Annotated in this window: 14 protein-coding genes and 1 pseudogene; 3 read left to right on the forward strand and 12 right to left on the reverse strand. The window is 38.4% G+C overall.

Going from position 1 to position 15,821, the window contains the following annotated elements; translation table 11 throughout:
- Window positions 1-11 precede the first annotated feature (11 nt).
- From ASU00_RS21255 to ASU00_RS21290, 7 genes are all read right to left on the reverse strand, one after another.
- On the reverse strand, window positions 12-368 hold the full coding sequence (locus tag ASU00_RS21255) for a hypothetical protein (protein WP_057915465.1): 357 nt from the start codon (window positions 366-368) through the stop codon (window positions 12-14).
- Window positions 355-1,146: a class I SAM-dependent methyltransferase gene (locus tag ASU00_RS21260; RefSeq protein WP_057915466.1), complete on the reverse strand. Its 792-nt coding sequence runs from the start codon at window positions 1,144-1,146 to the stop codon at window positions 355-357. Before ASU00_RS21260 ends, ASU00_RS21255 begins: the two co-directional genes overlap by 14 nt.
- Window positions 1,133-1,861, reverse strand: coding sequence for an alpha/beta hydrolase (locus ASU00_RS21265; protein WP_057915467.1), 729 nt, complete (start codon window positions 1,859-1,861; stop codon window positions 1,133-1,135). Before ASU00_RS21265 ends, ASU00_RS21260 begins: the two co-directional genes overlap by 14 nt.
- Window positions 1,862-1,869: 8 nt before the next feature.
- On the reverse strand, window positions 1,870-3,330 hold the full coding sequence (locus ASU00_RS21270; RefSeq protein ID WP_057915468.1) for a radical SAM protein: 1,461 nt from the start codon (window positions 3,328-3,330) through the stop codon (window positions 1,870-1,872).
- A 14-nt stretch (window positions 3,331-3,344) separates the two neighbouring features.
- On the reverse strand, window positions 3,345-4,652 hold the full coding sequence (locus tag ASU00_RS21275) for a radical SAM/SPASM domain-containing protein (RefSeq protein ID WP_057915469.1): 1,308 nt from the start codon (window positions 4,650-4,652) through the stop codon (window positions 3,345-3,347).
- A 1,240-nt stretch (window positions 4,653-5,892) separates the two neighbouring features.
- Window positions 5,893-6,306, reverse strand: coding sequence for a YbjN domain-containing protein (locus ASU00_RS21285; protein ID WP_057915470.1), 414 nt, complete (start codon window positions 6,304-6,306; stop codon window positions 5,893-5,895).
- A gap of 157 nt (window positions 6,307-6,463) precedes the next feature.
- Entirely contained in the window at window positions 6,464-7,492 is a 1,029-nt protein-coding gene (locus ASU00_RS21290) for an NADP-dependent oxidoreductase (protein ID WP_057915471.1), read from the reverse strand.
- Window positions 7,493-7,793: 301 nt separating this feature from the next.
- Between ASU00_RS21290 and ASU00_RS24775 the strand changes: the two genes are divergently transcribed.
- Window positions 7,794-8,150: a CotD family spore coat protein gene (locus tag ASU00_RS24775; protein ID WP_082630546.1), complete on the forward strand. Its 357-nt coding sequence runs from the start codon at window positions 7,794-7,796 to the stop codon at window positions 8,148-8,150.
- 260 nt (window positions 8,151-8,410) lie between these two features.
- On the opposite strand, the pseudogene ASU00_RS26430 reads toward ASU00_RS24775, so the two are convergent.
- Window positions 8,411-8,770 (reverse strand): annotated as a pseudogene (locus ASU00_RS26430) (phage infection protein); the annotation flags it as partial.
- 33 nt (window positions 8,771-8,803) lie between these two features.
- Here ASU00_RS26430 and ASU00_RS21305 point away from each other — a divergent pair.
- Window positions 8,804-9,370 carry a TIGR03943 family putative permease subunit gene (locus ASU00_RS21305; RefSeq protein WP_330219559.1) on the forward strand — a complete coding sequence of 189 codons (567 nt, stop codon included), beginning with the start codon at window positions 8,804-8,806 and terminating at the stop codon, window positions 9,368-9,370.
- 52 nt (window positions 9,371-9,422) lie between these two features.
- Here ASU00_RS21305 and ASU00_RS21310 read toward each other — a convergent pair whose 3' ends face one another.
- A complete protein-coding gene (locus tag ASU00_RS21310) occupies window positions 9,423-10,160 on the reverse strand; it encodes an alpha/beta fold hydrolase (protein WP_057915475.1) in 738 nt (245 codons plus the stop codon).
- Between the two features lie 440 nt (window positions 10,161-10,600).
- On the opposite strand from ASU00_RS21310, the gene ASU00_RS21315 reads away from it, so the two are divergent.
- A complete protein-coding gene (locus ASU00_RS21315; protein ID WP_082630551.1) occupies window positions 10,601-11,791 on the forward strand; it encodes a C40 family peptidase in 1,191 nt (396 codons plus the stop codon).
- Between the two features lie 198 nt (window positions 11,792-11,989).
- On the opposite strand, the gene ASU00_RS21320 is transcribed toward ASU00_RS21315, so the two are convergent.
- The 3 genes from ASU00_RS21320 to ASU00_RS21330 form a co-directional block, all read right to left on the reverse strand.
- On the reverse strand, window positions 11,990-12,943 hold the full coding sequence (locus tag ASU00_RS21320; protein ID WP_057915476.1) for a hypothetical protein: 954 nt from the start codon (window positions 12,941-12,943) through the stop codon (window positions 11,990-11,992).
- Between the two features lie 305 nt (window positions 12,944-13,248).
- Window positions 13,249-14,532 (reverse strand): histidine--tRNA ligase, encoded by a 1,284-nt coding sequence (locus ASU00_RS21325; protein WP_057915477.1) that lies wholly within the window; start codon window positions 14,530-14,532, stop codon window positions 13,249-13,251.
- A gap of 556 nt (window positions 14,533-15,088) precedes the next feature.
- On the reverse strand, window positions 15,089-15,821 hold a 733-nt coding region (locus tag ASU00_RS21330), incomplete at its 5' end, for a D-alanyl-D-alanine carboxypeptidase family protein (protein ID WP_152983812.1).

Raw genomic sequence — 15,821 nt, forward strand, 5'->3', positions numbered from 1 at the left:
TAAAACGACAATTAATTCCCTTCCCACAATTCCCCTCTCACCATTAAATGACCAGGCTCTATGCGAAAACATGAAATATATATACTCTCTTTATCACAGCAACAAGCTTTGGTAATTACATTACTAATAATCTCTATAATTCCTTGTATTTGTTCATTATTATAAGAATTTTTACAATAAATCATGATCATTGGAGCATTTGTTCCATTCAAACCCCAATCTGGTTTGTGAAAACTTTCTTGTTGATGCCATAATGCCCATGCATGCCCTACTGGTATATTAAGAGAATCTGTAACCCGGTTACAAATATCACTTAAGATATTTGTATCCGGGCAAGAGTTTGGACTGTAGAGTTTAATGATCGGCATGATTTTTTACCTTTTCAGCTAATATTAAGTTTGTTTTAATGGGAAAATAAAACTCATTCTCGATTTTCTTAATACTCATTTCCTCCAAATAATTCAACGGAGCATCATTCAATGCATCACGAATGGCATGTTCTGCCTCAATCCCCGAGCTAGCTATTTGACACCAACGTTTTACCGGAACCCCTGTTTGAGATTCTGATTGATTCTCTATTATTTCAACATTCTTAAATTCGCCCTGTTCAAATATGCGCGTCCAATCTTCGGCACTATAACTTTTGATGTGAGTGGGATCATGTAAAAGTTCCAACTTATGATTAAATGTATCAATCTCATGATTTTCATAACCAGCTAAATCTATAATGATTACATGCCCCCCAGGACTTGTGATCCTATACATTTCACGAATGGCCTTTTGTATATCATTAAAATGATGAGGTGCTAATCTGGAAATGACCAAATCAAACGTTCCATCAGGAATAGGCAATTGTTCTGCAAACCCATGAACTGTCTTGTAATTTGTGATTCCCTTACTCACTGCGGAGGATTTTGAGATATCCAGCATATTTTTCGATGGGTCAACAGCCGTTATATTCGTGCTGATATGACTGAAGGAAAGACCGAAATGCCCAGCTCCACAGGCTATATCACAAATGTTATCAATCTCCCAATTTTCACTTTTCTCATGTGCCAATTTAATTGTTTCACTCATTTTATGAACTTCACTAGTTGAATATTGAGTTGCAATTTTATCAAATCTTTCACTGCTAACGTTTTTCATTTTGCTTTACCTCCACTTTCGGATTCTTTCCTAACCATTTATTTAGTAAAGATATAAAAAAGTCCACTGGCTTTTCTTGCGTTTCCTCTTTAATTGCTAGAGTATGTCCAAAACCTTCGAGAATGGTGCATGAAGCATTCTTTATTTCTGCTTCTTCCAAGAATTTTAGGGAAGTCTTAGAATAATCTTCAGGAGAAATTGGTAACAAATCTCCTTCTTCACTTCTATATGCTATATAATCATGTGATCCATAGATTAAATGAATATTGTTAACCAGACCATATTTAGCCGGTTCACTTTCAATCACGCAACCTATAAGCGCAACACCTGCATACGGTTTATTTAAATTATTTAAAACGATTTGACTGCCGAGTGACATGCCGACCACTACAATTCGATCCCAGCCAAAATCCTTTACAATGGAAGAGTTCAAACAATTTTCCAAGACGTTCTCCCGCTCGGTAATATGTTCCATGGAAGCAGGTGCCTTTCTTTCACCCCTTACTGGCATATCAGGCTGTAATACTCCATAACCTAGAGTGGGTAGTGTTGAAAAAAGAGAAGAATAAAATTCTAATTCACCTTCTGCACCTTCTTCATCAAATTTGCCGAATTGTCCTGATGGTACAATTATGCATAGACCCTTTGCATTTTCAGGTATGCTCACTTTCATTCTTATTATTGTTGACTTCATATCCATTTGATGTATATCCATATCATCACCTAAAATCTACGACATAACGGCTCAGCATAAGAGCCAATTTTTTTGTGGAAATATACACTTATGATTTCCTCATGTAACGCCTCCCCATTAACAGTCGGCAAGATTACCTCCTCTTTTTCATTTATTGAAACAAGCTCTTTTTGTTCTAATTCACTGAATATGGTTTGGTACGGTTCGTCTTCTAACAAATCGACACCATACTGATTACGAAAGCGCCCTAAATCAATCGGTTGATTTGATTTGAAATTAAAGCCCAATGCTGAGGCAACAGCTTCATGGCCGGATAATATACGACCGTAAGCCAGTGGAACGTCATCATCATTTTTCATATGCTCAATATACTTTTTTATATCAGGAATATTATGTGTTTGAATGACTTGGTCACTTCCCCCGGTTAACCAGCCATATGCTCCTGGACCATATGCAATCATTGAATCATAACGCTGCCATTTATTTCGGGAAACTCTAGGTATATTACCTTCAGGATAAACATTCGGCTTACTCCACCACCCACAAGGACTAGGTTGATAACCAAATTCCATAAATACTTTCAAGATTTCTTCCCGCATCTCATACGTTTGAAGTAGAGTTGGGAATAGCCCCTTTTCTTCAATTTTTTCACGAACGGAAGGTATATTCCAAGCTGAACGATTACCTATCCCCATACTCTGCCTATCAGAATTTCTCAATCGATAGATTGTGATAGTAGGCACACCCAACTGACACAAGATCCTAATATCAGCCGCAACTGACTTCGGCGTCTGATAAGGCAAACCGAACATAATATCCACATTAAATGGTTTACCCGTTTCAAGCAGTTTATGAATTGCATTAAGTGACATATCCCTATCATGTTTTCTTCCTACAAATTGATTCACTTCATTCTGCAGAGACTGGACACCAACGCTAAAACGATTGAAACCTATTTTTATTGCTTGCTCAAGTTCATCATTTTGATAGTTGTCAGGATTGCCTTCAAGCGACAATTCACAATCATCACTCACATGATAATTATCCCTAACATGGCTTATTATCTTTTTTAAATGGACAGGACTTAACAAAGATGAAGTACCTCCACCCATGTAAAATGATTCTATTTTGGCTTTACTTATCCATGCTACATTTTTCAAATAGCGGTTAGATTCTTCTATCAGTAATTCTGTCCATTGATCTAGCACTTCGGTTTTGTTACCATCTTCAGGTAACAATTGTTTAACATAATTACAGAAATGACAGATATATGAACATATAGGTACATGAAAATATAAATGAGTCGGTTTCTTGGCACCATCATGTAAAAGATACTTTTGATAAACGTCCTCTTGAGTCAACTTTCCCCCATAATTTGCTGTAACATTTATGTTGTAATCATTTTTTTCGATTTGAAGGTCAGGATGCTTTTCCAATAATTTCCCCAAATTAAGTTCATTGCTTTCAGCTTCATTCAATTTTATAGACATTTGATAACCACCTTCTATAATGATTTTTTAGCCGTTAAAGTTAATTTGATATTATTGTTTTTTCTTTCATCCCAATATTCATTCGTTTTCAACATGAAATTCTTAATGTATTCTGTAGCGCCACAGCCTTTTTCATTATTTGAAACATTTTTAGCAAGCGGTGGACACCTAAACTGACACCAAATTCCCTCTTTATACACTTCACAACTAGTACAAGATTCATAGTCGTTGAACGTGATTGAACGAAAGCCTGAAAAACCCCGATCCCATACATCTTTAAAGCTGCTTTCTTGTATATTTCCCCCTGCATATAATTTACCTGCCATACAATTACTGCAAGGATATACATCTCCCGCACTGTTGATATACACGAATGACCTTCCACATTTTTCTTGACCTGTAGCTTCCTCTAACCTTTGGCAAAAACTTATTGTTTGGACTGAATAAACTTCAGCAGCAGCAGAGTCCAAAACCTCTTTGTTAATCAATATATCGTAATCTTCCGGTCCTTGACTAAAACGTTCCATACAGCGCCTATAAATATTGAATACTCTGTCAATATCATCAATTTTCAATAGCATATCCGGATGCAATAAAGCTCTTCCTACCGGATGGGTTTCTAACCATTGCGGCCTAGGATATTCATTATCAACACACCATTGAAAAATATCCTCTACATCATCTAAGTTGTGACTATGTACAGAAACCGCTGTCCGTAATGTATGACCATATTTTTTCATCCATTCGAAGGCACGCTTAAGTTTTGGATAATTCATCCCTCCCCTAATTGTCCTTTCAGGAACGGCAGTATCAAAACTGATAAAGAAAGATGCACCTGGCTTGATTGCTGCAAGTATTTCTTCTGTTATTAATAATCCATTAGTGAATATCTGAGTCGAAAAAGGCTTTTCCAATGCATAGTTAATTATTTTTACAGCATCAGGATGGGAGAAAATTTCCCCGCCTGTTAAAAATAATTGCAGGACTCCCAGACTTTCGAATTCATCGATCAATCTTAAAATTCTTTCAGTGGGCATCTCGTTCGGTCTCTTAAAGGCTGAATCAGCATAACAATGCTTACACCTTAAGTTACACAGGTTTGTTGTTTCTATAAATGCAATAGCCGGAGCACTTAAATGAAATTCTTCCAATTTCACAAGAGGATCATAGATGATGTATGGGTCGAAATCAAAGGTGGCAATTTCCCCATTATTCATACGGATCAATTCACTTTCAATATGCCTGTCTAAAAATTCCACTCTACCATCAGGAAGTAAAGCAACGATACCACCATCATTTATTTGATACGGAATTTTTTCCATTTATATTTCTCCTCTAATAAAATTCATATAAAGGACAGCTATATCCATAGCTGTCCTTTATATGAATAATTTATTGTTGTGGCTTTTTAATTGCTTGTCCAGCACCATTAGCAGCTAGCACGATACCCTCTTTTGGTTTATCAAGATGAATTCGAGTCAAATCTTTAAATTCCATTTTCCTGTCACCTCCTCTTGATTTCAAAAATAATAATAGCATTTATTTGGAAATTTAGAAGATAAAGTTATCGACATATTTTTACAGTTATTGTTAATTTGAAATACAAAATAAAAGAATTGTTCACATGTTAAAATTTCAACTGCAGACGAATTTGGGATTAAAAGATTTAAGGTTTTTTAGCATTTGTTTATGGAACAGTACGACATGTCCCTTGGAGTTTTATATAATTATTTAGTCATGAGTCTTAATTATCAAAACGGATGAGATTCATTATGAATCACGTCTATCTCTGTTTGGCCACGATAATGATTCCTTTTAAATAGAGAAGATGGAAAGGAGCATTAGTGCCTTCCTGAAGAAGACAAGAGGAGCGGCGTGGACAGCAAAAAAGCATATATCTGTCCAATTGATTCTACTAATGTAGGGCATCAAATTGAGCAAATATATGCTTCATTAAGATCGGAGTATCTTTAAATTGTAAGTTTCATTCATTATACTAGTGCTCCAGCTCACTCCGAAGCACCGAACATTTTCACGGTATAATTACTCAAGACCTTCGCATTATTAAAGTCGATTCTTCAATCTCTCGACCAAATCAAGTACCTCAACAGGTAATTATATCCAATAATGGTTATATAAACCTACACAAACACCATATCCTGTCTTATCAAGACACTAAAATGCAGGTAAAAAGAGGCATTTGGACAATAAAAAAATCCCACTGTAAACAGTAGAATTCTCATTATAATATTTAAACGCAAAGCTTCGTTCTCCAGGTAACGAAACCCTACGTTATGAGTATGTATTGGAGCGGGTGAAGGGAATCGAACCCTCATCATCAGCTTGGAAGGCTGAGGTTTTACCACTAAACTACNAAGTGTTTGTAGAACTTTGTCGAATCACCAACAAAATTAATTATATAGTGTAATGCGAATAAATGCAATAGTTCTTTTAATTTTTTTAAATTTCATGGTTGGTAACGACACTATATTCTTTTAATCTAGTAAAGATGTTAAAAAGTCCCCTGTAGCAGTGAACTTTTTTAACCATCTCTTTTGGAGCTTAAGACCAAATCACTTCCATTAGCCGCGGGTAAACCTGCTGCGCCGTTTCAAGGAGCATGATTAACTTCCTGAACGCAAGGTCCGGGATGAACTCACCATCAATCGAATAAGAATAACGAATGGAGATGGTCCCTTTTTCCTCATACAGCTTTGAATACCTGAAGTTCGCATTATACTCATTCAACAATGTATGTATATCCTGCTTCTTCTCCGGGTTCTTCAACTCGGCTACATTAAAGCAAAATAAGTCGGCTACATTTTCATCTTGATTGAATGCGAATACCAACAGCACCTTCCACCCATCCTTTAGCTTTTGCTCCGCTCTAAAAAAGGTCGTGCCATCTTCATTCAATTCATTCATATAGATTTTTTCTTTAATTAAGAAATCACGAAATTCAGCAACGTTTGACATCGTTCATCACCTTTCTGTATGTATGTACATTTTATACTGAAAATTGGCATTTTTATAGTCTTTTCTAAATTTATGCCTTTTAAAGAAAACGGCCTTCTTTCGATTGGATATCGAAAGAAGGCCGTTTTGGCTTGCCTCATTTGAAATCAGCTAAAATTTAAAGCTGAGCGAACATAGGCTCCGCGACTTTTACAAGCTGCTTACCGAGATTCGTTCCTTTAAACAAACCTAGAAATGCGTCAGGAGTGTTTTCAAACCCTTCAATAATCGTTTCCTCATACTTCAGTTTTCCTTCTTGAAGCCATTTGCCTAAATCCGTCGCACCTTCTTTGAAGCGGGAAGCATAATTTCCGACCGTGAAGCCCTTCATCGTAGCGCTGGTTTTAATCATATAAGATTGCAGACGAGGCCCTACATCTTTTCCTTCTGCATTGTAAGACGAAATCGCTCCGCATAACGGAATCCTGGCATTTGTATTCAAGAGCTTGAACACAGCATCCGTCACCTCTCCGCCCACATTATCGAAATACACATCGACTCCATCTGGAACTGCATTTTTTAAATCATCCACAAAACTATCTTTTTTATAATTAACGGCTCCATCGAAGCCAAGCTCTTTCGTTAAGTACTCTAGTTTCTCTTCTGATCCGGCGATGCCGACGACCTTCGCACCTTTAATCTTGGCTATTTGTCCAACGGCTGAACCAACAGCCCCTGCTGCTCCCGATACCACGACAGTCTCACCTTCTTGAGGCTTGCCAATATCAAGCAAACCAAAGTAAGCAGTTAACCCAGTCATTCCAAGAATCCCTAAATGGGTTGTGACAGGAGCAACCTTTGGATCAATCACACGAATTTCCTTTTCGGTGACGACTGTATATTCCGCCCACTCAATATTGCCAATAACGACATCTCCCTTTTTGAAGGAGTTCGATTTAGACTCTACCACTTCGGCCACGACGCCTCCAGTGATGGGCTTATTCAATTCAAATGGTGCAATATATGATTTCGTATCTTGCATTCTTCCACGCATGTATGGATCGACCGATAAATAAAGCGTACGTACTAAAATCTCATTACCGTTTGGTGTGGGAACATCACTTTCCACAAATTTAAAATCTTCTTTCGTGGGCATACCCTTTGGACGGTTCGCCAAGGTGATTTTTTGTTGTTTGGATTGTGTCATCATTCGTTCCTCCTTGATTTATAAATACGTATATCGAAATGTAAGCGTATCACCGATAAAGTTCCTCAGTCAAAGAATACGACTTCCTTTTGCTTCCATCCTGTAGCTTCTACAGCTAATCGTATATTTACGATTCCCTACCATACTTATAGTATCCTTCAATGGTAATTCACTATCTCCTTTTTGCAATGCCATTCAACCCTATTAGACATTATGTCTGGAAAATAGGCATCCACTTCAGTTCATTTTCCATTAATTAACATAAAATAATCATGACTTAATATAAATGGGAGGTTTAGAAATGAAAAATAACTCATGGCAACAGCCAAACTGGGGTCAATGTCCACCACAGCATTGCCCGCCGCAATATTGTCCGCCCAATGTTAGTCCCACTCAATATGACCCACCGCAGGTTTCACCGACAAAGCAATACGTTAATACAAACGTATCGAACACGGTAATACCTGTTATCCATCCATCGCATACAAAAACGGTGAACAAACATGTGAACACGTACAAACATTATTTCCCGCATACTCAATCAGTAGTGAATGAGTGCTGCACGCAGAACCTCATTTGTGGAGTGCCGCATAATCCTTGCCCTCCACATCCTTGTCCCCCAAACCATTGGCACTCTCCAATGCCCTACCGGTTCTGACCAGAAAAAAGCCCCTATAAGGGGTTTTTCTAATCCCTTCTTTTCCCTCGCCAATTATTCCTTGCGACATCGAATTTCTGGAATACTGAATTAGTCGAACCATAGGTAGGGTTAACATTTAACTATACGTCAATATACATATTTTAAGTTAATTATTTGCACGAATGAACTCAATATTTTCCTACAGCTGAAACATGAAAAAGGCCTCGGAAGGAAAACCATTCCGAAACCTTTTGGTCATGCCATTTTAACAGCTTCCTTTACATGCTTGTTTGCGACTCTGCTTCTTTTTTTGTTCCCGGTTTTAGGCCGGAAGCCAACAAAACGGTAAGACTGCCTATGCCAATGCCTACTAAAACAGCTGTAGGATGATTCCAGCTTAGACCTTTGTCAAAGAAAAATAACTCACGCAGTCCGTCAACCATAAAACGCATCGGTAGCCAAGAATAGATCCAGTTATTGTAAAAAGTAGACATAAGCTCTGGGGCCATCGACAGTAACGGGGCACCAAAGAATAAGATAATAACGAAAACTGGTAATCCTTTCAATCCCAGCCACGAAAGGACAGCCGATATCATCAAGAAAAAGCTGAAATACGCAATTGATAGGAACCAAGCAGTAAGGCCATCTCGTATATCCTCTTTTCGCTTCCCATCTTCACTGACCTCTTTTTGCCTGTTGCCACAATGGACTCCAATATCGTCGAAAAAAAAGGCTTCCATTTCCCTGTGTACGACGACTCGGATGAATATAGCCAGCATCAATTCCTGCAGACGGACACTAGCCTTTATTACGGCAAGGATGACTATTTAACGTTAATGGATCATTCGCTCAAAAGCTTAAGCACGCATGATAGCCTTCGGTTGACCGATAAAAACTACCTTACCGATTTAGAAGCTATCTACTACTCCCCGGGAAAGTTCACCGGTAAACAAATTACATTAAAGGGATTTTCGTTTCACTCGGAAGACCTAGCCAAAAATCAAGTATTTCTGTTTCGCTTCGGGGTCATTCATTGTGTCGCGAACTCTGGGGCATTCGGTATGCTAATTGAATTTCCTGAAGGGATGGACCCTAAAAATGATGAGTGGTATTCTGTGACGGGTAAACTAGAAACGGTCTATTATCAGCCATTCAAGAAAACCATTCCGATTCTAAAAGTATCATCACAAAGTAAAATTGCAGAACCTGATGATCCTTATGTGTATAGACAATATTAAGCTCAAATTAAAAAGGGAAGGGGGATACCCTTCCCTCAATCTGTAGACACTTTTACTTCTTCTCTTGATTCTCAAGCCATGTTTTTGTAGTCAGGACCATTTCCCTTTGCTGCTCGATAGCGGAGATCTTTGCTTCCTTATCCCCTTTTTGTTTTCCGTACATCCCAAATTGAGCGTGATTCCCTCCCTTGATTTCATGCATGGTCGTTTCTTTTGATAACAAGTGTTTCGTTTCATTAATTTTTTCTACCGTAGAAAGACCATCATATTCAGCATATAGAGAGAGGATGGGCATATCTGTATCGGCAAAGTCACTTGACTCACTTGGGTAGGAACCGAGGAAAATAATCCCTGCCACTTCATCTTGATTTTTATAAGCGTAGGAAGCGGCCGCCACTCCTCCGAGGGAATGTCCACCGATATACCACTGTTTCAATTGCGGATATAGCTTTTTAGCTTCCGCTGCCTTGTTCACGTCCAAAAGTGCAAAATGGAAGGCAACATCCGCGATCATCACCGTGTATCCTTCCGCTGCCAACTGTTTTCCATAGTATGCATAGGCTTCAGGCTCCACTTTAGCTCCTGGATACAAGACAATCCCTGTCCCGTTGCTTTTATTAGGCTCAAGGGTGATGAAGCCTTTTTGAACCTGCCATTCTTTTTCGTTGACTGAATCATGCAACTGCTCGGATGGCTTATACGTTTGTTCAGACCAAATATAAAATCCGCCAAAAACAATCAATAAGACAACTACGATACTTATTAGACCATATTTTATAATTTTCTTCATCGTTACCTCACCTTAACAATTCATTTTCTACTACCACCTTAATCATACCGTGTAGCGGTCAGAAATCAAATTAAGGAACACCCTCACTCCACTGATTGGACACATTCCTGTTCCCTTTTGCATCGATTTTTGAATAGATGCAAAATCACAGACAATAGCCTTGTTTCTGATCTTTGTTGCCACTTTCACCCTCTCTTATATATTCCGGAATCATTCCTTCCATGTGAAAATTGGTTTTGGACTTGTACCAGTCCTTTTGCATGTTCCTCTTTAAAATAAGAGGAAGTTTCGTATTGAGCCTAAGCAAAGAGTAAACAAATGAAATAATTGAAATGTTCAAAAATGATATTTTACTTGAATTATCATGGTTTTTCCCTCCCATAGCTTTATAATTATAAAAGCTACATATTTATTTACCACATCAGGAGGAACTTTCCTAAATGAACAATTCGAAAAACTCTATTATTCTTGCGGGAACCATTGTTGGGTCCCTATTCGCGAGCGGTTCAGCTTACGCGGGTACTTATCAAGTTAAATCTGGAGATACCCTTGATAAAATTTCCAAAGCCAATCATACAACTGTCCTGGAATTAAAATCCGCTAACCGTTTGACTGGCAGCCTCATTTATCCCGGGCAAGTCTTGAAGGTTAATGGCCTTACCAACAATACGAATACAAGTAGCGCTACGACAAAGAAATATGTCGCCAAACTTGGGGATAGTCTATCTACCATCGCCAAAAGACATAACCTTTCCCTTAGTGCCTTACTTAAATTAAACCCAAAAATCACGAATTCAGATCGCATTTATATTGGCCAAGCGATCATTGTTTCCGGAAAAGCCATTCCAACTAGCTCTAACGCCAGCAAAAGCGGTTCAAGCGGTACTTATACAGTCAAACCTTGCGACACCCTTGGTCAAATTGCCAAAGCAAAAAATCTGACGGTCCAACAATTAAAATCCGTAAACCAATTGACGGGATCACTCATTTTCCCAGGACAAGTCTTGAAAATCACGACCACTACTCTTAACAACGACAAGAAAGTGAATCAGGGGACTACAGAAAAATATGTGGTCAAACTTGGGGATAGTTTATCTACCATTGCAAAAAAATATAACCTATCGCTACATGCATTACTTAAGTTAAATCCAGCGATCAGCAATGCAAATCGCATTAAAATCGGCCAAACCATCCGTGTATCAGGAAAGGCAGTATCCTCTGCAGCAAAAAAAACATCCATATCGACGAAATCATCCAAAGCGAATCAAGTTTTGACTGCTGGTGCTAAATACTTGGGGGCTAAGTATGTGTTCGGTGCAAGCACATCACGCACTGATGTTTTTGATTGTTCTTCATTCACTTTAAAAGCATTTCAGGCTGCCGGCATTTCCTTGCCACGAACTTCATTGGCCCAATCACGTGCAGGTGTATCCGTATCTTCGAGCAACCTTCAAAAAGGAGATTTAGTATTTTTTGATACGAATAATGATGGCGTAATTAATCATGTAGGCATTTATACTGGTAATGGACAAATGCTTAATGCTTCCACATCAAACGGCGTTTCTTATGCAAACATCCACAATTCCTACTGGGGACCCCGTTTCGTAAAAGCCGTACGTGTACTTAACTAACCTATCAATAAACAACTCTATTAAGCTAAAATAAGGAAAAACGTGTCTTGAATTTAAATCAGGACACGTTTTTCCCACTTAACCCACTATGTTAGCCTATTCCTTGAAGCTGATGTGTCGTATTCCTAACCTGCTTCGTCCCGCTCATTAAATCTTCTATTTTGCCCTTTATACTCTGATCAGTATTAGCTGGAACAATCATTGATTGATCATATAGCGAAAATTCTCTATGTATTGATCCTTTACTCTCTCCACTCGTCTTAAATGGTCATAAAAACTAAAAGGAAATTTAAAGATATGTCCAAAATCCCAACTATTCCTGCTATAGTCGTTTGTCCAAAATCCGCACTCCGTTGGCAACAATTCAGATCTCACTGCCTTTTGCAAGGGCAAATGATCAATGGGTGAGAATAGCTTTATCTCATCTCCTGGTTTGACGTCCCGGCTGCCTCGAAGAACTTTAATCAGTTTGAACAAAGGCGACAATCCTCTCTTGAATAAAGAAACATGGCCAGCATCAAATAAAATGTTTAATGCATGGGAAAAAGTAATCATGTGGCCTATCAAGTCATGGTGCGATTCCGCTCGATATATGATTGGAAATTGTGCCAATTCCTCCAGCACGAAATGGGAGAGTTGCTTTGCGTTCTCAATTACGGGCATGCCATCTTCTTTTGTTATTTTCATTCTTTTGACTTCAGAAGCCGAAAAACCAATCCATGATCGTCCAGGAATTGAGTTTTCGAATGAAAGAATGAGATCCGCTATTCCCGAAAGGTCGTCGCCTGCACCTTCCCCGCTTTCTTTCAGGTCATGAATGGCCAATAAACTAATGGCGCCATAAATGACGTTATGACCCACCCAATGGAGTCGATCAATCGTTTTATCAAGTGATTGAAGTATGAGGTTTTCAACTATCTCTAATTCGCCCCCCGAAACATGCCATTTTCCAACAGTAATAAAATTGCTCTCAACCATTGATTCCATCTGAGAGAATATATGGTGAGCCAGACTTCCAGTCAATTCATTATCCTTCACAAAAAAATGACCAGCAATGGCCGCCGCACCAAAATGCGCTTGCCAAATGTCACCCGTTTCCCTTTTACATTGGGAAATGATTGCTAGCCCGCGTTTCAACATTAGATTGACCATCTTCTCCCACCTTCCTCTATATTATGGTGTACAGATTTGTGTTCCAAATAAGTTAGTTTTAACAAATAATAGCCCTTTCAGTTATGTCTCTAGTTTTCTTTTCATCAACAGTACTCCAGTTTAGAACTTGGTTAATACATTCATCCACTATAACATCTGAAAATGTTTGTATTCATGGTTCGGAGGTTGGTCCCTATTGAAGAGGATTTATCGCACACCTGCAAAGGAATTCTGCTTCAAAAAGTTCTGTTAAGCAAAAGGTCGGTTGCAAAGCATACTTTCATTGTTTTGATTTTTCTTCATTATCATTTATTAAATGGAAAAAACTCCATTCTTTCTTCACCAGAGAACATATCTTTGATTTTAATTTGATTATTGTTCACTTCGTCTTCTCCAATGATGATAACGTGGCGAAATTTCTCTTTGTTTGCTTTATCTAACGCTTTGCCGATTCTTTTATTTCCCATTTCAAACTCCACCTTATACCCTTCATTTCTTAGCTTCCTTGCCACTAATAATGAGTGTTTTTCGGTATTTATCGGTATCACATAAAAATCGACATCAGGATTTTCCACAATTGTTTCCTTCGATGATAGTAAGGTCGTATAAATAACATCCAGACCCAATGAAATGCCCACTGTTGAATGGCTCTCATTCGTTCCGATCAGTCCCCCAATGGCGTTATCATACCTTCCGCCGCTGCCAATACTTGACTTAATGCTTTTATCGGATAAAAAAATCTCATAAATCGTACCAGTATATATCTCCAGCCCTCTTGCTAAAAATGGATTGAATGTACATTGCTTATCAACACCGAGGAATTCTAGAAAAGTTTCCAGCTCTTTTAATTCGGCTAATCCTTGCTTAACTTGTTCATTTCGTTCAGTGAAGGGTGCAAAGTAGCCTAAACTTTTATTATCATCGACTAAGAATTGATTAATCGAATGGATGGTTGCAGGCTGCAGCCCCTGTTCCGTCAGCTCAACCGTAACAGCCTCCAATCCAACCTTTTCAAGTTTATCAAGGATTAATATCACTTTATTGATCTTTTCATTTGCTGTACCAAATGCTTCAAGCATTCCCGTTAATAATTTCCGATTATTATATTGAATGATTACCTTTAAACCAAGATTGCGAAATGCATCTAGTGCCATCACCATTAATTCCGCTTCAGCAATTTGAGATTTAACTCCTACAATATCTACGTCGCATTGTGTAAATTCACGAAGCCTTCCAGTTTTTATCGGGCCATCCCTGAACACTTTACCTATCTCATACCTTTTAAAAGGCCTCCTTATGCCCGGATTCATGGCCACTACTTTGGCAAAGGGAATGGTGAGGTCGTATCGCAGGGCCAACTCTCTTTCTCCCCTGTCTTGTAATGTATACATCTCCGCTAATATCTCTGCACCCCCGCCATACTTGGAAGCTAGCAATTCTGTGTAATTTAAAATAGGTGTTTCCAATGGCTTACATCCATACTGGATAAAAACGTCTTCTATTGTTCTTCTGATGCCTCTTCGTATCACCTCTGTATCCGGTAAGTAATCTTGAGTTCCCTTTACGTTTTGATAATCCATTTTTTTCATTGGTCATTACCTCCAATTTTTCTTGAAAATAAAAAAACCGCACTAGATTTAAGTTTTATAACTTAATCCATGCGGTTTAAAGATAAATAGCCTTCCTATATGCCGATTTTTTAAAAATCGAATAGCAAGACTACTTGATATGATGATGTAATTGTGACTGGGAAAAACTCTTAAAGGACTGCATATTGTTCACCTCTGATTTCCATTTAATGTATCATACTGCAACAGATATTTCAATCGTTTTTACCCCGTTAGCTAATGACGATCATTGCCACTGTCGGATGTGATTACAGCAAATATCAGAATCGGCTGGATGCGATTTTCTACCCCGTAAATACATACATAATTTCATGAAGGGAACCACAAACGAAAGTAAAACACGAATTCGCAAGTAAAAGTGCTAAACTCACAAGTAAAGCTCCAAAACTCACAAATAAACCCTTACCCTGAACGTACATTTTCGTTTTTAGGTAAGGTTATATACTAAATAGCCTCATCAAGGTTTTGATGAGGCTATCATGATAGAAGTTTGTGCACTGGAAACACTATAATCTGTTTAGTTTTGAACGGCTTTCGTAGAATAATATTCTTCAAGGGTAATTCCACGGCTCATGATGGTTTGAGCAATCGATTTGCCTACATATCGAAGATGCCATGGTTCATATTTATAACCAGTAACCGATTCTTTGCCTTTAGGGTATCTGATTATGAAGCCATAATCATCGGCATGTGCCTGCAGCCATTTTGCTTCTTTGGTACCTCCAAAGCAATCCTGCGCCGCGCATTTACCATTACCTCCTGTCACATCAATAGCAAGGCCTGTTTCATGCTCACTTGTTCCAGGTAAGGCACTGTATGTAATTGCTTTTTCATACCCATCCCTTTTTACATAATAATCAAATAGAGCAGCTTGTGTGGCATGTGATCTGTATGCAGATACACCGAGAAGACTTACCCCCTGCTTCTTGGATCCCGCAAATAATTTGCTAATGGCAGCAGATGCTTCACTTCGCATTTTTCTTTTTTCTGTCTTTTCTTTGAAAGTGAACGGTATCGACGTATACACTAGGTCTTTTGGAACATAGTTTTCTGGTAATTTATTTTTTTTATTGACTAGCACTGGTATGCTTTCAGGCTTTGCAACAACCTGAATGGTGTCAGATGAAGGATTTGATATCTTAACATATTTGCTGCTAACATAACCTGTTTGGCCTTTTATACTTACCTTTAGCCATCCATTTGCCGCTTTTCCAGTTACCGTTAGCTTTGTGCCTTTTTTAACGGTCGTT

Origin of the sequence: Peribacillus muralis, assembly GCF_001439925.1 — a bacterium.
In the GTDB taxonomy this organism is placed as follows: Bacteria; Bacillota; Bacilli; order Bacillales; family DSM-1321; genus Peribacillus; species Peribacillus muralis.